The organism is Streptomyces rubradiris (genome assembly GCF_016860525.1).
In the GTDB taxonomy this organism is placed as follows: Bacteria; Actinomycetota; Actinomycetes; order Streptomycetales; family Streptomycetaceae; genus Streptomyces; species Streptomyces rubradiris.
In genome coordinates, this window is the sequence record NZ_BNEA01000015.1 from 3,770,486 (window position 1) to 3,787,416 (window position 16,931).

The 16,931-nt window shown below is 72.8% G+C and carries 16 protein-coding genes; 10 read left to right on the top strand and 6 right to left on the bottom strand.

The window, feature by feature from the left end:
- Positions 1-95: 95 nt before the first annotated feature.
- Both Srubr_RS29905 and Srubr_RS29910 read left to right on the top strand, forming a co-directional pair.
- Positions 96-458, top strand: a complete 363-nt coding sequence (locus Srubr_RS29905) for an ArsR/SmtB family transcription factor (protein ID WP_189999005.1) — start codon at positions 96-98, stop codon at positions 456-458.
- Entirely contained in the window at positions 459-1,094 is a 636-nt protein-coding gene (locus Srubr_RS29910) for a pyridoxamine 5'-phosphate oxidase family protein (protein WP_189999003.1), read from the top strand.
- Between the two features lie 144 nt (positions 1,095-1,238).
- Here the strand turns inward: Srubr_RS29910 and Srubr_RS29915 are convergent, their stop codons facing one another.
- On the bottom strand, positions 1,239-1,673 hold the full coding sequence (locus Srubr_RS29915; protein ID WP_189999001.1) for a hypothetical protein: 435 nt from the start codon (positions 1,671-1,673) through the stop codon (positions 1,239-1,241).
- 258 nt (positions 1,674-1,931) lie between these two features.
- Between Srubr_RS29915 and Srubr_RS29920 the strand changes: the two genes are divergently transcribed.
- The gene (locus Srubr_RS29920) at positions 1,932-4,001 is read left to right on the top strand and encodes an NAD(+) synthase (RefSeq protein WP_189998999.1); all 2,070 of its coding nucleotides are present in this window, start codon (positions 1,932-1,934) and stop codon (positions 3,999-4,001) included.
- Between the two features lie 90 nt (positions 4,002-4,091).
- A complete protein-coding gene (locus tag Srubr_RS29925) occupies positions 4,092-5,891 on the top strand; it encodes a potassium channel family protein (RefSeq protein ID WP_189998998.1) in 1,800 nt (599 codons plus the stop codon).
- A gap of 33 nt (positions 5,892-5,924) precedes the next feature.
- Here Srubr_RS29925 and Srubr_RS29930 read toward each other — a convergent pair whose 3' ends face one another.
- Complete coding sequence (locus tag Srubr_RS29930) at positions 5,925-6,437, bottom strand: GNAT family N-acetyltransferase (RefSeq protein WP_189998996.1); 513 nt, start codon at positions 6,435-6,437, stop codon at positions 5,925-5,927.
- Positions 6,428-7,669: a helix-turn-helix domain-containing protein gene (locus tag Srubr_RS29935; protein ID WP_229926956.1), complete on the bottom strand. Its 1,242-nt coding sequence runs from the start codon at positions 7,667-7,669 to the stop codon at positions 6,428-6,430. The genes Srubr_RS29930 and Srubr_RS29935 overlap by 10 nt, the downstream gene beginning before the upstream one ends.
- 570 nt (positions 7,670-8,239) lie before the next feature.
- Here Srubr_RS29935 and Srubr_RS29940 point away from each other — a divergent pair.
- The 4 genes from Srubr_RS29940 (at position 8,240) to Srubr_RS29955 (ending at position 10,603) form a co-directional block, all read left to right on the top strand.
- Positions 8,240-8,638, top strand: a complete 399-nt coding sequence (locus tag Srubr_RS29940) for a hypothetical protein (protein WP_189998994.1) — start codon at positions 8,240-8,242, stop codon at positions 8,636-8,638.
- A gap of 110 nt (positions 8,639-8,748) precedes the next feature.
- Positions 8,749-9,294, top strand: a complete 546-nt coding sequence (locus Srubr_RS29945; protein WP_229926955.1) for a DUF6875 domain-containing protein — start codon at positions 8,749-8,751, stop codon at positions 9,292-9,294.
- Positions 9,249-10,142, top strand: coding sequence for a protein kinase domain-containing protein (locus tag Srubr_RS29950; RefSeq protein WP_189998990.1), 894 nt, complete (start codon positions 9,249-9,251; stop codon positions 10,140-10,142). The genes Srubr_RS29945 and Srubr_RS29950 overlap by 46 nt, the downstream gene beginning before the upstream one ends.
- Positions 10,139-10,603 (top strand): GNAT family N-acetyltransferase, encoded by a 465-nt coding sequence (locus tag Srubr_RS29955; RefSeq protein WP_189998988.1) that lies wholly within the window; start codon positions 10,139-10,141, stop codon positions 10,601-10,603. Before Srubr_RS29950 ends, Srubr_RS29955 begins: the two co-directional genes overlap by 4 nt.
- Positions 10,604-11,008: 405 nt before the next feature.
- Here Srubr_RS29955 and Srubr_RS29960 read toward each other — a convergent pair whose 3' ends face one another.
- Positions 11,009-12,814 (bottom strand): S9 family peptidase, encoded by a 1,806-nt coding sequence (locus tag Srubr_RS29960; protein ID WP_189998986.1) that lies wholly within the window; start codon positions 12,812-12,814, stop codon positions 11,009-11,011.
- Between the two features lie 316 nt (positions 12,815-13,130).
- On the opposite strand from Srubr_RS29960, the gene Srubr_RS29965 reads away from it, so the two are divergent.
- A complete protein-coding gene (locus Srubr_RS29965) occupies positions 13,131-13,910 on the top strand; it encodes a class I SAM-dependent methyltransferase (protein WP_189999018.1) in 780 nt (259 codons plus the stop codon).
- 43 nt (positions 13,911-13,953) lie between these two features.
- Positions 13,954-14,745: an SURF1 family protein gene (locus tag Srubr_RS29970; RefSeq protein WP_189998984.1), complete on the top strand. Its 792-nt coding sequence runs from the start codon at positions 13,954-13,956 to the stop codon at positions 14,743-14,745.
- A 70-nt stretch (positions 14,746-14,815) separates the two neighbouring features.
- On the opposite strand, the gene Srubr_RS29975 is transcribed toward Srubr_RS29970, so the two are convergent.
- The gene (locus Srubr_RS29975) at positions 14,816-15,922 is read right to left on the bottom strand and encodes a hypothetical protein (RefSeq protein WP_189998983.1); all 1,107 of its coding nucleotides are present in this window, start codon (positions 15,920-15,922) and stop codon (positions 14,816-14,818) included.
- Positions 15,923-16,035: 113 nt separating this feature from the next.
- Positions 16,036-16,716 carry a SigE family RNA polymerase sigma factor gene (locus tag Srubr_RS29980; protein WP_189998981.1) on the bottom strand — a complete coding sequence of 227 codons (681 nt, stop codon included), beginning with the start codon at positions 16,714-16,716 and terminating at the stop codon, positions 16,036-16,038.
- Positions 16,717-16,931 lie beyond the last annotated feature (215 nt).

The following is a 16,931-nucleotide window of genomic DNA, read 5'->3' on the forward strand; positions in this document are numbered from 1 at the left end:
GCCATAGACGCGTGACCTCGCCATAGTCGCGCGACCTCGCCTCCCTCGCCCCGGTGCCGCCGGGCCGCGCGAGGCGGGAAGAGCCTGGAGGCAGGATGCGAATGACGGAGGAGACCCGGCTGCCGCAGCCGGATCTCGCCACAGTGGAGATCGGCACCGTGCTGCAAGCCCTCGCGGACCCGGTACGGCTGCAGATCGTGCGGCTGCTCGACACCGTCGGCGAGGCGCCCTGCGGCGCGCTGGAGCTGCCGGTCGGGCGCTCCACCGTCTCCCACCACCTGCGCACCCTGCGCGAGAGCGGCCTCGTCGAGACCCGTCTGCGGGGCAACACCCGGGTCAGCCGGATCCGTGGCGAGGAGCTGGAGCGGCGCTTCCCCGGCCTGCTCGCCTCCGTCCTGGGTGCCACACCGGCCGCGCGGCAGGGCGCGGCCTCGGACGTCGGGGAGGGAGAGCGCTAGATGGGACGGTTCGCACACCTCGCCTACACGGACAGCGTGCGCCGCGTCCAGGAGGAGCAGGGCAGCGGCCTGTTAGGGGTGCGCGCCCTCGCCCAGCCCGACACCGGCCCGGACGAACTCGGTCCCGACGAGGCCGCGTTCCTCACCAGCCGGGACGGGTTCTACCTGGCCAGCACGGGCGAGACCGGCTGGCCCTACATCCAGTTCCGCGGCGGCCCCGCCGGTTTCGTCCACGTCCTGGACGAGCGGCGGCTGGCCTGGGCGGAGGTGCGCGGCAACCGGCAGTACATCACCACCGGCAATCTGCGGACCGACGGCCGGGTCGCGCTGTTCTTCATGGACTACGCCCGGCAGGCCCGCCTGAAGCTGCTGGGCCGGGCCCGCACCCAGGGGCTCGACGAGGATGCCGCGCTCACCGAACGGCTCGGCAAGCCGCGCACCGACGGCAAGGTGGAGCGCCTGATGATCGTCGAGGTCGAGGGCTTCAACTGGAACTGCCACCAGCACATCACCCCGCGCTACTCCGAGGAGGAGCTGGAGACCGCCCTCCGCCCCGTCCGCGCCCGCATGGACGCCCTGGAGCAGGAGAACGCCCGCCTGCGCGCCCGCCTCGCCGAGCTCGGCGAGGCGGACTGACCCCGGCCCACGGCACCCCCGAAGCGGCCCACCGCGGCGCGGCCCGCCCCGCCAGTCTCCGGATCGCGGCGTCTTTTCTTCCGGACCGGTGCCTTCCGCCCGTCCCCGCGTGCTGGTGATGGCCGGCGCGCGGACGCACGCCCCCTACGACAGGTGCCCGACGGTGGGTGGCTCGCCGCCGGCGCGGGCGCGGCGTGCGAAGGTGATCGCTCCCGTCGCGGCGGCGGTCGCGGCGAGGCTGCCGAGTGTCACCAGGCCCACGCCGATCACGAACAGGCCGCTGGCGTCGTCGGACCAGTCGTAGTACGCGGCGGCGGTCAGGCCGGCCGAGGTGCCGAGGACGGCGGCGAGGGGGTGGCGGCGGGCGGTGGCCCAGTACACCGGCGCCAGCTGGGTCAGGACCAGCCCGAGCACCTGCCATGCCTGGTACGGGCCGGTCGTCGTGCCGTCGGCGTGGACGTCCCGCTGCTGGTCCCAGCCCAGCCAGCCGGCCCACGCCAGCGGCGCGACCACGGCGGGCGCGAGGACCGGCAGCGCCCTGAGGGCCGTGCGCGTGGATTTCCCTGCTCGTTTTCGCATGCCTCCACCGTCGCGCCGCGCGCCGCCCGCGCACAGGGGACAGATACTCAGCCGCACCCGAGTACGTGCCCGAGTACGGCCCCGGGCACCCGCCACGTACGTGCCCGAGTACCGGCCCCCGGGCACCCGCCAGGTACATGGCCGCCTACCAGCCCCCGGGCACCCGCCGAGCACATGGCCGGGTCCCGGGCTCCGCGCGGCCGGGATCTAGGCTTCCCTCAGGAGGAGATTCGCTTCGTCAGTGCGGTCTGTTGAAACATGAAGGAAGCCCCGTTGAACTTCTGGTCGCTGTACAGCCACGGCTTCGCGCGCATCGCCGCGTGCACGGGCCACACCGTCATCGCCGACCCGCACGCCAACGCCGAGGCGGTCCTGCGCCAGGCCCGCCGGTGCGCGGACGAGGGCGTCGCCGTCGCCGTCTTCCCCGAGCTGGGCCTGACCGGCTACTCCATCGAGGACCTGCTCCTCCAGGACGCGCTGCTCGACCAGGTCGAGGCGGCGCTCCACACGGTCGTCGCCGGCTCGGCCGAGCTGCTGCCCGTCGTGGTCGTCGGCGCCCCGCTGCGCCACCGCCACCGGATCTACAACTGCGCGGTCATCGTCCACCGGGGCCGCGTCCTCGGCGTCGTACCGAAGTCGTACCCGCCGAACTACCGCGAGTTCTACGAGCGCCGGCAGATCGCCGACGGCCACGACGAGCGGGGCGGGACCATCCGCGTCGCCGGCGCCGAGGTGCCGTTCGGGGTGGACCTGCTGTTCGCGGCCGAGGACGTGCCCGGACTGGTGCTGCACACCGAGATCTGCGAGGACATGTGGGTGCCGGTGCCGCCCAGCGCCGAGGCCGCCCTCGCCGGGGCCACCGTCCTGGTCAACCTCTCCGGCAGCCCCATCACCGTCGGCCGCGCCGAGGACCGCGCACTGCTGTGCCGCTCGGCGTCCTCCCGCTGCCTGGCCGCCTACGTCTACGCGGCGGCCGGCCTCGGCGAGTCCACCACCGACCTGTCCTGGGACGGACAGACCATGATCTACGAGAACGGGGTGCTGCTCGCCGAGTCCGAGCGCTTCCCGCTCGGCGACCAGTACACCGTCGCCGACGTCGATCTCGACCTGCTGCGGCAGGAACGCCACCGGATGGGCACCTTCGACGACAACCGCCGGGCCCACGCCGCGCGCACCGGGGACTTCCGGACCGTCTCCTTCGAGCTGGACCCGCCGCGCACCGACCTCGGGCTGCGCCGCCGCGTCGAGCGGTTCCCGTTCGTGCCCGCCGACCCCGACCGGCTCGCCCTGGACTGCTACGAGGCGTACAACATCCAGGTCGCCGGGCTCCAGCAGCGGCTCGCGGCGATCGGCGGGCCCAAGGTCGTCATCGGCGTCTCCGGCGGCCTGGACTCCACGCACGCGCTGATCGTCGCCGCCCGGGCGATGGACCGCGCGGGCCGCCCCCGCAGCGACATCCTGGCCTTCACCCTGCCCGGCTTCGCCACCAGCGACCACACCAAGGACAACGCGCACAAGCTGATGCGCGCGCTCGGCGTCACCGCCGCCGAGCTGGACATCACGCCGACCGCACGGCTGATGCTGAAGGAGATCGGCCACCCCTTCGCCGCCGGTGAGCCGGTCTACGACGTCACCTTCGAGAACGTCCAGGCGGGCCTGCGCACCGACTACCTGTTCCGGCTGGCCAACCAGCGCGGCGGCATCGTGCTGGGCACCGGCGACCTCTCCGAGCTGGCGCTCGGCTGGTCCACGTACGGCGTCGGCGACCAGATGAGCCACTACAACGTCAACTCCGGGGTGCCGAAGACCTTCATCCAGCACCTGATCCGCTGGGTCATCGCCAGCGGCCAGTTCGACGACGAGACCGGCAAGGTCCTGTCCGCCATCCTGGACACCGAGATCAGCCCGGAGCTGGTGCCGGGCGAGGAGATGCAGTCCACCGAGTCCAAGATCGGCCCGTACGCGCTGCACGACTTCACCCTCTTCCAGGTGCTGCGCTACGGCTTCCGGCCCTCGAAGGTCGCCTTCCTGGCCTGGCACGCCTGGCACGACCCGGAGGCCGGCGCCTGGCCGCCCGGCTTCCCCGAGGCCAAGCGGGTGGCGTACGACCTCGCCGAGATCCGGCACTGGCTGGAGGTGTTCTGCCGCCGCTTCTTCGCGTTCTCGCAGTTCAAGCGCTCCGCGATGCCGAACGGGCCCAAGGTCTCGGCCGGCGGCTCGCTCTCCCCGCGCGGCGACTGGCGCGCCCCCTCGGACGGCAACGCGGAGTCGTGGCTGCGCGACCTGGCCCGCTTCGACTTCGACGCGGCGGCGGCCGAGGCCCGCTAGCCGCCTGGAACCGGGCTCCGGCTTCGGCCACTCTTTCCCCTCGTGGCGAGCGTTCCGTATCAGGGGGGACCAGGAGTCCCGCAGGCACACATGGTGGTGTGCGGTGACGACGGGCTCGCGCACCGGCTGGCCGCCGAGCTGCGCGGGGTCTACGACGAGCAGGTGACCCTCGTCGTACCGCCGAACCGGCGCACCGCGCGGCCCCCGGTGGTCGGCCGGGCCCGGGCCGCGTCGGCGGCGCTGTTCGACCGGATGGTCAGCGCGGCGGTGGGGACGGTCGGCCGGGCGGGCGCGGCCGGGCAGCCCACCACAGGTCCGTCGGCCGGCCAACGCGCGGACGCCGAAAGCGTGTTGGAGGCCGCCGAGCCGTCCGAGGCGGTACTCGCGGAGGCCGGGGTGGCGCGGGCCGCCGCACTGGCCCTCGTGTACGACGACGACGAGACCAACATCCGCGCCGCGCTGACCGCCCGCCGGCTCAACCCCCGGCTGCGGCTGGTCCTCCGGCTCTACAACCGGCGGCTGGGCGGGCACATCGAGGAACTCCTCGACCAGGCCGCCGCGCTGGCCGCCGGGGACGGGGTGGCCGGCCCGGGCGCCGGGCTGGAGGCATCCACGACCGTGCTGTCGGACGCCGACACCGCCGCGCCCGCGCTCGCGGCCACCGCCGTCACCGGCACCAGCAGGGTCGTACAGACCGAGGGCCTGCTGCTGCGGGCCGTGGAACGCCCGCTGCCCGGGGAGGACGGGGCCGGGCTGTCCACCCTCGCCCTGCTGTCCGACGGCGAGCAGCCACCGGTGCTGCTCCCCGGCGACGAGCAGGTACGGCGGGCCGCCGGCCGGCAGGCAGTGGTGCTGGAACACGTCTCCTCCCCCACGGACGCGGAGTCCGCCGCGCCCGTCCGCCGGCTGACCGGCGCCATGCCGCTCGCCTCGCTCTTCTCCCGGCGGCTGCGCTGGTCGCTGGCCGGACTGGCCGGCTGCGTGATCGCCCTGGCCGTCGCCCTGTGGCTGGTCACCGGCATCGATCTGCTGCGCGCCTGCTACATCACCCTCCTCGACCTGTTCGCCATCGACGACCCGGCGTTCAAGGAACCCCTCGGCCGTCAGGTCCTCCAGCTCCTGTCCGCACTCGTCGGACTGCTCCTGCTGCCGGTGCTGCTGGCCGCCGCGCTGGAGGCGTTCGGCACCTTCCGCACCGCCTCCACCCTGCGCCGGCCGCCCCGCGGGCTGAGCGGGCACGTGGTGCTGCTGGGCCTCGGCAAGATCGGCACCCGGGTACTGGCCCGGCTGCGCGAGCTGAACGTCCCCGTGGTGTGCGTCGAGTCCGACCCGGAGGCACGCGGTCTGGCCACCGCCCGCCGGCTGCGGGTGCCGGTGGTCCTCGGGGACGTCACCCAGGAGGGCGTCCTGGAGGCGGCCCAGATCCACCGGGCGCGGACGCTGCTCGCGGTGACCAGCGCCGACACCACCAACCTGGAGGCCGCGCTCTACGCCCGCACGGTCCGCCCCGACCTCCGGGTGGTGCTGCGGCTGTACGACGACGACTTCGCCACCGCCGTCTACCGCACCCTGCGCGCCGCCCACCCCAACGCCCTGACCCGCAGCCGCAGCGTCACCCATCTGGCCGCGCCCGCGTTCGCCGGGGCGATGCTCGGCCGGCAGGTCCTGGGCGCGATCGCGGTGGAACGGCGCGTGCTGCTGTTCGCCGCGGTCGACGTCGACGGCCACCCCCAACTGGAGGGCCGCACCCTGCGCGAGGCCTTCCACACCGGCTCCTGGCGCGCCCTGGCCCGCCTGGGCCACCCGGACACCTCCTCCGACCACGTACTGGAGAAGGGGGACCGCGTGGTCGTGGCGGCGACCCGCACGGGCCTGGCGGAACTGCGCTGACGCGGAGCCGTTCAGAAGCCCGCCGCTTCCGGGTCAGTCGGTCCGCAGCGTGCGCACCATCACCGAGTACACGGGAGAGTCGTGGGAGGGCTTCGCCTCGTCCCGCTTCTCGTAGCCCCACTTCTCGTACAGAGCTTGCACCTTGGCGTGCGTGGAATCGACGAGGAGCGTCACGAAGTCGACGTCGACCGAGTGGATCAGCGCGTCATGGATCTGCCGTGCCCGGCCGGTGCCCTGCCACTGGGGCACCACCATCAGCTCGGACAGGGCGAAGATCCGGCCGCGCACGCCCCTGGGCCGGACCGTTCCCTTCCACCAGCCGCCCGGTTTGAACGTCGAACCGTACGCGTACCCGACCGGGCCACCGTCCTCCCAGCCCGAGACGCAGCGCCAGTCCTCGCGCCCTGACCACAGGTCGACGAAGTACGAGAATCTTTCGCGCGAGTGAAAAGGGTCGGGATCGTTCGCGTACACCTCGTCGTGAATGTCCAGGAGCAGGGAGCGGACGTCCGGTGCGTCGGCATGCGCGTACCACTTCAGATCCATCGGCGCGACTCCTCGATCCAGTCCACGACCTCGGGCGCCTTCGTGCCCGTGGCTTCGATGACTTGGCGCGTTCTGGCGAGCGTGTTCGTCGTACGTTGCGACCCGGACGCAAGCAGCAGCATGTCGAAGGCCCGCCGTCCGGTGGCGCAAGCCAGTTCGGCCTCCCCCTGCCTCGCCTGGGACAGCGACAGGTGCGCCGTGTAGAGCGCCTGGTTACGGACCATGCCGCCGGGGATGGCCGCGAGCGTGCGGTGCAGGCAGGACTCGGCCCGCTCGTGCTCCCCGAGCGCCGTCCAGACGTACGACGACAGGGCGTCGAACTCGGCCCGACCGTAGAACCCGATCCAGGCGGACGGCCGCTCGTCCCGGGGCCGTTCGAAAGCCCTCTCCGCGAGGTTCAGGGCCCGCACCGCCGCCACGGGCCGGTGCAGCCTGGCCATGGCGTTGGCGTGCCGCATGTGCGCCAGCGACGCGTACGACGGGTCGCGCCGAGCCACCGACGACCGCTTCATCACCTCCGCGCCGGCCGCCGCCTCGGCGTGGTTCTCCCGCTGGCTGGAGGTGAGCATCAGGTGGTCCCAGACCCGGAACATGGCCTCGCTGTCGCGTGCGAGTCCCGCGAGAGTGAGGGCCTTGTCCAGGTGGGTACGCGCACGATGCGGAGCGCTCGCGTCGATGGCGGCGAAGGCCGCCAAGCACGTGACGTCGGACGCGAGTCGGTACAACTGACGCCGGACGCGGTCCGAGGCACCACCGTCAGCGAGCGAGGACTGAATACGCGCCGCGAGTTCGACGCTCCTGTGCTCGATCCGCCGCGTCCCGCCGAGCCGCGAGTCGTCGCCAAGCAGGCTGGCGTACTCCAGGTGAAATCGGTCGGCGTCCGACCACCCCAGCCGCGAGCGTCGTGCCGGGGTCGCGGTGGCGACGACAGCTCCGGTCGCTGAGACAAGGAAAGTACGGCGGTGCACTGGGTCCTCCGCTTGTGCGGCAGTACGTGGTGGGTCGAACCCTAAAGCCGACACTGGACACCCGAACACCGCTTCCAGCGCGGCGCAGGTGCGACCGATCGGCCTGCGGGTGCTCCCGCTGAGCAGATTCCGCACCGTCCGCGCGGACACATCGCCCGGCTTACCCCCGAGCGCTTCGAGCGCGACGTTCATCTGACGTGCTAATTCGTCTTGCGTGAGGCCGAGTTCGTCCATCCGGCCTTTGAGGATGACGTTCGCTCCCATGCCACAGAACGTAGCCGTGAGCCCACTGCCGGAACCAGCAACGGAGTAATACGGACGCAAAGTCTTCCGGTTCGCTGCGAGGAAGTCGACGGCGACCTTTCCTGTGCGCCGCCGTCGCAAAGTCGTTGACTGGTCATACGCCCAAGCGGTCGCAGGACCCTCCGGGCGGTCCCGAGGCAGCGGGTCGCGCCATGTCCCATCCAAGCCACGACCCGCTGCTGCCCCGTCCGAGAGGAGCGACCGAGTGACGAACCTCCGAACTGGTCCGCGCCGACACACACGAGTTCCACAGCCACGGCGGGGTCCGGGCCGCGCACATCCGGCCCGAGAACGGGGTGGAGTGGACGACCTCAGGCGACAACGTCCGGCTCGTGCCGTGACTCGATGAGTCTCTGGCCCGAGTGGCGCCAGCAACTCGCCGTTCTGGCATCGGCGTCGCCACCGTCGCCGTGGTCCCACCGGCCATCGCCGAAACGCCCGACGGTGGACTAGCAGACTTGCGCCCGCCCACCGGACGAAGCGGTTGCACGATCCCGTACCACTCGCAAGACCGTCGAAAGGAGCACCACCATGAGCACCACCACCATCGAACGCCGCGAACTCGGCCGCTTCCTGGCCATCTCTGGGCAGCGATTCAGGAACGGCGAGGGCCCCGCCGAGATGTTCTCGCCGGCTGTGGATGCCGCGTGGCACCAGATGCTCGCCACCCCCCAGTACGCCGAGTTCAGCACCGAGCATGCCGGCGCCGTCCTCGGGCACCGCGAGATGAGCGGCTCCGGCCCGATCGCCTGGGTGGCAGCGTACGAGGAGGCATACGGCCCGCTGCCCGAGATGTGGTTCACCGACGCTGACGGCGTCCTCGACGAGGACGCGCTCGCCCGCTACAAGGAGACCGGCAAGGTCGTGGCCGAGTGGGACTGCGGTCCCACCACCGGTGACGGCGACGACGCCGCGCCGGGCAGCCGGTGACCCTCACCCGCGTCAACGGAGCGTCCCGGTCGACCGCTGGGGCGCTCCGCCTCGTTGAGGCCAGCACCACCAGGCCGCGATCCATCGATATCACCGGGTACGCGGAACAGATGACGGCCCATTGCCCCTACCTGTCCCCCTCTGCCGAGCGCGGGCTGACCACCTGGACCGTCTACCACGCCGACGGAAGCGCGGACGCCGTGGAAGCCGAGCTGTTCCATGCCGGCGCACAAGCCGCCGAGTGGCTGCGCCCCCTGATCCACCGGCCGCACGGGTTCCTGCGGTGCGAGAACATCGTGATCCTGGGCGAGGTTCCCGGCGCCCGGCACCGCGACCTGCTGACGTGGCCGCACTGGGCCCTCAAGAACCTGTACAGCCCTGTCGGGATCATGTTCGGCAAGTTCCACGCGGGCGAGGAGGAGAACACGCGGGCCGGCGAACGCATCCCGGCCGCCCCCGTTTCGTTCCTCCCTGTGAGAGCCGCGATCCGCCGACGCGACCCGCAGTTCCTCCACGCAACCCCCGACCTGGCCGCCGCGCTCGCCGTGGCCGACGACGACGGCCGCGATGTCTTCGAGCACATCCCCTACGACTGGACGGAGATCCGCACATGGGCGAAGCGCTTCCTCCCCCCGCTGAAGCCGTCGGTCTCCTGAGAGACCGCGTCGGCGAGCCCTTCACGACCCGGCTGCTGAGTGACCGGCGCGGCTCCCGGGCCTGGAAGATAGAGGGCCCCCGGGGTGCCGTCGCGTTGAAGGCGAACAACCCCGACGGAGACCCTGCACGGGACAAGGCCACCGAGATGGTGCAGGAAGACAACCACCTGGTGCGCCTCATTGGGGCCGGCGCGCTGAACCCCGGCTACCGAGTCGACGCCGGAGCCTGGGAGGGTGGCCGGTGGCTCGCGGTGCGGTGGGTCGACGGCGTTCCGGTGTGGCGGGCGTTCGCCCTGGCACGTGGACCCGAAGGTGACCGCCCCTCGGTGCGCCCCTGGCTCCTGGGCGTCGCCCGGACGTGGGCCGAGCGCTTGGCGCGGATGCACGTCGCCGGGTGGGCTCACGCTGACGTCCAGCCCACCAACACCCTGATCGCGAACGACGGCCACGCCGAGGTCATCGACTACGCCCTTGCATGCGGCCCCGACGACGGGCCACGTCTGCCCTACCGTGGCGCGCTCACCCACACCACCGCCCCCGAGATCGCGGACGCCATTCTCGCCACCACTGCCGACACTCACATCCAGGCAGAGCCACCGGCCGACATCTGGGGACTGGGCGCTTCGCTGTTCTGGTGCTGGACCGGACGCCGACCGGTCTCCTACGAGGACGACACCCCGCGCGAGGACAAGCTCAAGGCCATCGCAAAGACAGCCACGCTACCGCTCAACGACGTCCGTCCCTGGGCGTTCCCCGAGTTCGAGGCAGCAATCCGCGCGTGCCTGGCCCCAGCCCCGGAGAATCGGCCGTCCGCCACCGATCTGGCCGCCCTCCTCACCACTTCATGATCTCCCTCCGACCGCTTACGTCCTCCGATGCCCCGGCCATCCGCCACATCTACAGCGGGGCCGCCGTCACGTTCCTCGGACGCCCCGCGATGACCGGCGAAGAGGCCGAGGGGTACGTAGTGCGCGTGCAGGAATGGGCCAACGCCGAACCCACCGAGCAATACATCCTCGGTGTGGATGTCGCCGGGGACCTGGCCGGCGTCGTCAAGCTGGGCCGCCGTCCCGACGGGCACGGACGACTGGGCTACGTCCTTCGCGAAGACTGCTGGGGCCGGGGCTACGCGACGAGCGCCGTCCAGGAACTCATCCTCTTCGCCTTCACCACCGCCGGCCTCGAATCTCTGGGGGGCAGGCACCACCCCGAAAACCCCGCCTCGGGCCGGGTGTTGATCAAGGCTGGATTCACACGGCTCGGATTCCGAGACGGGATGATCGAATACCACCTGAGCGACAGACCTTGAGCGTCCAGCGGTTCGACCGTCACGTCCACCAACGTCCCCGCCGCGAAACGACAGGGCCATCGGACGGCCCCCGGACAAAGGCCCCCGCGCCCAAGCAGCCCCCGCACGAGGAGTTCGAGCACGGACGCGGCCTCGCCCTGGTCGAGGCGCATGCCGCCCGCTGGGGTATCACGTTCTTCGGCGGCTTTTCCCCGCGGTCGAAAGCCGTCTGGTTCGAGCATCGTGAGGCCGCGGAGGTGCGAGGCGCCGGTGCCATACGGCCGGATCTCCCGTAGCGGCACACGGCACGGGGAAGGTCTTCCGCAAGGGGCCCTCGGTGGCTCGGTCGTCGAGGGCCCCGGTCGGCATGCCGGCCGGGGTTCCCCACACCCCGGCCGGTGAGCCGGCAGGCCAAGCTCGGACCGGTCAGGACGGCAAATACCGCGCCGCGAAGTCCAGTTCCAGTCTCACCTGCTTGATGCGTTCGTCCACCACCAGGGAGCCGTGGCCCGCGTCGTAGCGGTAGACCTCGTGGACCGCGCCGCGGGCTTCGAGTCTCTTGACGTAGTTGTCGATCTGGCGGATCGGGCAGCGGGGGTCGTTGACGCCCGCCGAGATGTAGACCGGGGCCTTGACCTGGTCGACGTAGGTGAGCGGGGAGGACGCGGCGAAGCGGTCCGGGACCTCCTCGGGGGTGCCGCCCAGCAGGGTACGGTCCATGGCCTTCAGGGCCTCCATCTCGTCGTGGTACGCCGTGACGTAGTCCGCGACCGGCACCACCGCGATGCCCAGTGCCCAGGCGTCCGGCTGGGTGCCGACGCCGAGCAGGGTGAGGTAGCCGCCCCAGGACGCGCCGGTGAGGACCAGGCGCGCGGGATCGGCGAGGCCCGAGGAGACCGCCCAGTCACGCACCGCGGCCACGTCCTCCAGCTCGATCAGGCCCACCCGGTGCTTGAGGGCGTCGGTCCAGGCGCGGCCGTAGCCGGTGGAGCCGCGGTAGTTGACGCGGACCACCGCGTAGCCGTGGTCGACCCAGGCCGCCGGGCCCGCCGCGAAGGAGTCGCTGTCGTGCCAGGTCGGGCCGCCGTGCAGGTCGAAGACGGTGGGGAGGGGACCCGTGGCGCCCGCCGGCTTCTGGACGAGGGCGTGGATGCGGCCGCCGGGGCCCTCCACCCACACGTCCTCCACCGGCACCGACGGCGGGCACGCCATGCCCGGGGAGTCCAGCACCACACCGCCCGCCGTGGACCGCACCGCCGGGGGTTCGGCGGCCGACGACCACAGGTACTCCACGCTGCCGTCGGGGCGGGCCGTCGCGCCGGAGACCGTGCCGGGCGGGGTCGGGATGCGGGTCAGCTCGCGGGCCGCCAGGTCGTACCGGAACAGCTCGCTGCGGGCCTCGAAGCCGTGCACGACGAGCAGCGCCGAGCCGTCCGGGTACCACTCGGCGCCGAGGTCGCCCGGCAGGTCCAGCGCCAGGTCCGTCTCCTCGCCCGTCGCCACGTCCCACACCATCGGCTCCCAGCGGCCCCGGCGCTGATGGCCGACGAGCAGCCGGGTGTCGCCGTCGACCGGGGCGAAGCCCAGCACCTCCAGGCCCAGCTCCTCGACACCGCCCTTGGTGTCGTCCAGCTCGGCGACCGTCGTGCCGTCCGGGCGCAGCACCCGCAGGGCCGCGTGCATGGCGTCGCCGTGCTCGGTGTGCTCGATCGCGATCAGCGAGCCGTCGTGGGAGAGGTCGCCGACGCCCGCCGACTCGCGGTGCCGGTAGATCTCCACCGTCTCCGCGCCCTCGCGCGCCAGGTGGACCGTCGTGCCGTCGTCGTCCGTGGAGCGGCCCACGACCGCCGTGCGGCCGTCGCGGGACAGGGCCAGGCCGGCCGGGTAGGACGGGGCCAGGCCGGGCACGGCCGGCTCGTCCGGGCCGCCCGTGAAGGGCTGGCGGCGCCAGATGCCGAACTCGTCGCCGTCCTTGTCGTCGAACCACCAGATCCACGCGCCGTCCGGGGAGAGCACGCCGTCCGTCGTGCCGTTCGGCCGGTCGGTCACCTGCCGCCGCTCGCCCGTCGCGCGGTCCCACGCGTACAGCTCGTACGTCCCCGTCGCGTTCGACACGAACAGGGCGCGGTCCGGCGCGTCCTCCGCCCAGTCGGGCAGCGAGACCCGCGGCGCCCTGAAACGCTGCTCCCAGTCCGGCATGTCCGGTGTGTCCGGCGTCCTGCTCTCACTCATGGCCCCAGTCATGCGCCCATACTGCCTGGCCGCGCCGACAATTGGGTGGCGGGTGTGCGCAGCCTGTGGATAACTTCCGGGCATGAGCATTTCCGCCGCCTCCTCGCCCATATCCGACGGATCCGGCGCCGAAGGGTCCTCTCCGTCCGGCCTCGACGGCCACATTCCCGACGCCCGCGCCACCGACGGCCGCGCCACCGACGGTCACATTCCCTACGGCCGCGCCGCCGACGGCCACATTCCCGACGCCCGCGCCGCCGACGGTCACACTCCCGACGCCCGCGTTCCCGACGGCTGGCGCGAGGACAACCGGGCCATGTGGGACGAGCGGGTGCCGCTCCACGTCGCCGGTCCCTTCTACGACCTCGCCGGCTTCCGCACCCGCCGCGACGACCTGCGCGACTTCGAGACGGCGGAGGTCGGTGACGTCACCGGCAAGACGCTCCTGCACCTGCAGTGCCACATCGGCACCGACACCCTCTCCTGGGCCCACCGGGGCGCCGCCCGCGTCGTCGGCCTGGACTTCTCCGCCCCCGCCGTGGCGGCGGCCCGCGCCCTCGCCGCCGACCTCGGCTACGGCCCCGAGCGGGCGGCCTTCGTCACCAGTGACGTGTACGACGCGGCCGAGGCGGTGCCCGAGCCGTCGTACGACATCGTCTACACCGGGCTCGGCGCCCTGTGCTGGCTGCCGGACATCCGGCGCTGGGCGGAGACGGCGGCCTCCCTTGTCGCGCCCGGCGGGTTCCTGTACCTCGCCGAGTTCCACCCGATCACCGAGTCCCTGGACGACGAGACCGGCACCCGGATCGTGCGGGACTACTTCGCCCGGGACGCGCAGGTGTGGGACGACCCGGGCACCTACGCCGACCGGGACGCCGCAACCGTCCACAACCGCAGCGTGGAGTGGCAGCACACCCTCGGGGACGTCGTCTCCGCGCTCGCCGCCGCCGGGCTGCGCGTGGAGTTCCTGCACGAGCACGACGTCTCGCTCTTCCCGCGCTTCGCGAACTTCGAGGTCCGCGACGGCTACCACCGCTTCCCCGCGGGCCATCCGCGCGTCCCGCTGATCTACTCCCTGAAGGCGAGCAAGAGCTGACCCGAGGCCGGGGCACCGGGGCGGGCGCCGTACCGTGGAGGGCGTGTACCGGTTTCTGCTGACACCCCGCTGGTGGGGCATCAACGTCTTCGTGCTGCTCGCCATCCCGTTCTGCGTCTTCATGGGGTCGTGGCAGCTGAGCCGGTTCGAGGGGCGGGTGCAGGACCACCGCTCCGCGACCGAACAGGCCACGTCCGGCCGGGCCGAGGCCGCGCGCCCGCTGGCCTCCATGCTGCCCGTCGACAAGAGCACCTCCGGCCGGCGGGTCACGGCCAGCGGGCACTACGGCAGGCAGCTGCTGGTGCCCGGCCGGGAGCTGGACGGCAAGCGCGGCTTCTACGTCCTCACCCTGCTGCGCACCGACTCCGGCAAGGCGCTGCCCGTGGTCCGGGGCTGGCTGCCGGGCACGGCGGACCCCGCCAAGGCTCCCGCCCCGCCCGCCGGCGAGGTCACCGTCACCGGCGCGCTCCAGGCGTCCGAGACCCCGGGGGACAACGGGGTCGCCGCGCAGGGCGGGCTGCCGGCCGGGCAGACCGCGGCGATCAGCACCGCGTCGCTGGTCAACCTGGTGCCGGACCGGCTGTACGACGCGTGGGTGACGCTGGACGAGGGCGACGCCGGGATGAAGGCCGTGCCCGCGAGCGCGCCGAGCGGTACGGGGCTGGACCTGAAGGCGTTCCAGAACCTCGGTTACACCGGCGAGTGGTTCGTGTTCGCGGGGTTCGTGGTGTTCATGTGGTTCCGGCTGCTGCGGCGGGAGCTGGAGTTCCAGCGGGACGCGGCGCTGGGCCTGGTCCCGGAGGACGCGGAGCGGACGCCGGTCCCCAGCGGCTGACCCGGCAGGGCCCGCGCCCGGCAGGAACAGGCCGGAACCGGCAGGAACAGGCCGGAACCGGCCGCGATGCCTACCCGCCCGCCAGCAGCCCCGTGTAGTACACCGTCCCCGCGCACGCCCCCGGCACCACCGCGGTAGCCGACGGTGCGCCGTCCTGCGCCGTGTGGGTGACCGCGACGCTGCCGTCGGCCGTGCCGCCCTCGGCGACCAGCTGCGTCGTGACGCCCGGCGACCCGGTGCCGGTACCGGTGTCGGTCGAGCCGCCGGCGGCGCCCGCCTCCTGGGTCGGCGACGGATCCGGTGACGGACCGCCCGTGCCGGAGCCCCCGTCCGTGCCGTCGCCGCCGGTGACGGGGCAGGTCTCGGAGGGCACGAAGGCGAACCTCTCCTCGTAGGCCGCCCCGGGTTCGAGGACCAGCGAGGCGACCTCCAGCGAGGGGTCGGGCAGGGCCGTGGCCGCCTGGTCCCCCGCGGTGTGCCGTACGGCGCCGACCTTGGCCGGGTCCGCCGCGCCCTGGGCCGCGGTGGTGACGCTGCCCGGGCCGGACACCGTACAGGCCGTGCCGGAGACGTTGACGATGCGGAAGATGCCGGAGACCACGCCCGCGGAGTCGGGGGCGTTCACGGTGCCGCTCGCGGAGCCCAGCCGGTCCGGCGAGCACGCCGGGATGCCGGTGGCCGCGCTGGCCGAGGGTCCGGCGCCGCCGGGGGAGCCGGCGCGGTGGCCGTCCTCGTGGTCCTTCCCGCCGCCCTTGTCCGGCTTCTTGCCGGGCTTGGTCTTCGTACTCCCGGTGTCCTTCTCGCCGTCCTCGCCGACGGGGCCCTTGTCCTTGCCCTGGCCGGTGCCGCCCTGGGCCTGCGAGGTCTGGCCGGCCATGGCGGTGTTGGGGCCGGAGCCACCGGAGTTCGAGACGTGCACCAGGGCGGGGATCGCGGTGCCGACGAACAGGGCCGCCGCCGCCACGCCGACCACCGCCTGGCGCTTGCGGGCGCGGCGGGCGGGGATCGCCCGGCGCAGATGCTCCAGGGTGTCCCCGCGCGGCTCGATGTCCTCCACCGCCGAGTGCAGCAGGCGGCGCAAATCCGGCTCGTCCGCGTCGGGTCCGAAGAGGCCGTCCGGTGAGTCGGTGACCGGGCCGGGCCTTGCGGGGCCCGTGCCGTCGGGGCCGTGGTTCACAGTTCCGTTCCCAGCGTGCGTTGGCGTGTGCGGTTGCCCGTCGCGGCGTGCCGGCTCGTGCCAGGCGCGGGGCTCGTGACGTTCATGGGGGTCGCCCCCTTCGGCGTGGTCGCTCATGCCGGTGTCCTCATGGCCACCCGCAGCGCGGCGATGCCGCGCGAGCCGTACGCCTTCACCGAGCCGAGGGATATGCCGAGCGTCTCGGCGACCTGGGCCTCGGTCATGTCCGCGAAGTACCGCAGCACGAGCACCTCGCGCTGGCGGCGCTGGAGGCCCTTCATCGCCTTGATGAGGTCCCGGCGCTCCAGCTGGTCGTAGGCGCCCTCCTCCGCGCTCGCGGCGTCGGGCATCGGCTTGGAGAGCAGCTTCAGGCCGAGGATGCGGCGGCGCAGCGTGGACCGGGAGAGGTTGACGACCGTCTGCCGCAGGTAGGCGAGGGTCTTCTCGGGGTCGCGGACGCGTCGGCGGGCCGAGTGGACGCGGATGAACGCCTCCTGGACGACGTCCTCGCAGGAGGCGGTGTCGTCGAGGAGGAGCGCGGCGAGACCCAGCAGCGAGCGGTAGTGCGCCCGGTAGGTCTCGGTGAGGTGGTCGACGGTGGTCCCGGCGGCCTCGGCCGTCACGGCGCCCGGAGTCTCCTCGGCGCCGTCACGCTGACTGGGTATGCGGGCGGGCCGCGCTGCGGGCATGGGCGCGATCACCGGCATGCCGCCGGACGTGCGGGGCCGGAGCGCCGGACGCGGCCGCAGGGCCGCGCCGCCGGGGGCCACACTGAGTTCGAGTACCTCTGCCACGCCAGTTGGACACGCCTCCCCCCTCGGGGGTTGTACGTGCCGGGCGTCACATGTGCGACAACCGGCCGTGCCTCAAGTGCCGTCATGCGTCCCGCTCTTCCCTTATGTCCCATTTGAACGGGCGTCCCCACGCCCCGATCACGGCGTCCCCACGCCAGGATCAACACGCCCCCAGGCCCCGCAAGGGTGACCGCAAAGACGCTCCCCGCCCTCCG

Bases quoted from the DNA above. Each gene is read 5' to 3' on its own strand.
- Srubr_RS29905 (WP_189999005.1), top strand. From the start codon at position 96: ATGCGAATGACGGAGGAGACCCGGCTGCCGCAGCCGGATCTCGCCACA.
- Srubr_RS29910 (WP_189999003.1), top strand. From the start codon at position 459: ATGGGACGGTTCGCACACCTCGCCTACACGGACAGCGTGCGCCGCGTC.
- Srubr_RS29915 (WP_189999001.1), bottom strand. From the start codon at position 1,673: ATGCGAAAACGAGCAGGGAAATCCACGCGCACGGCCCTCAGGGCGCTG.
- Srubr_RS29920 (WP_189998999.1), top strand. From the start codon at position 1,932: ATGAAGGAAGCCCCGTTGAACTTCTGGTCGCTGTACAGCCACGGCTTC.
- Srubr_RS29925 (WP_189998998.1), top strand. From the start codon at position 4,092: ATGGTGGTGTGCGGTGACGACGGGCTCGCGCACCGGCTGGCCGCCGAG.
- Srubr_RS29930 (WP_189998996.1), bottom strand. From the start codon at position 6,437: ATGGATCTGAAGTGGTACGCGCATGCCGACGCACCGGACGTCCGCTCC.
- Srubr_RS29935 (WP_229926956.1), bottom strand. From the start codon at position 7,669: ATGGGAGCGAACGTCATCCTCAAAGGCCGGATGGACGAACTCGGCCTC.
- Srubr_RS29940 (WP_189998994.1), top strand. From the start codon at position 8,240: ATGAGCACCACCACCATCGAACGCCGCGAACTCGGCCGCTTCCTGGCC.
- Srubr_RS29945 (WP_229926955.1), top strand. From the start codon at position 8,749: ATGACGGCCCATTGCCCCTACCTGTCCCCCTCTGCCGAGCGCGGGCTG.
- Srubr_RS29950 (WP_189998990.1), top strand. From the start codon at position 9,249: ATGGGCGAAGCGCTTCCTCCCCCCGCTGAAGCCGTCGGTCTCCTGAGA.
- Srubr_RS29955 (WP_189998988.1), top strand. From the start codon at position 10,139: ATGATCTCCCTCCGACCGCTTACGTCCTCCGATGCCCCGGCCATCCGC.
- Srubr_RS29960 (WP_189998986.1), bottom strand. From the start codon at position 12,814: ATGAGTGAGAGCAGGACGCCGGACACACCGGACATGCCGGACTGGGAG.
- Srubr_RS29965 (WP_189999018.1), top strand. From the start codon at position 13,131: ATGTGGGACGAGCGGGTGCCGCTCCACGTCGCCGGTCCCTTCTACGAC.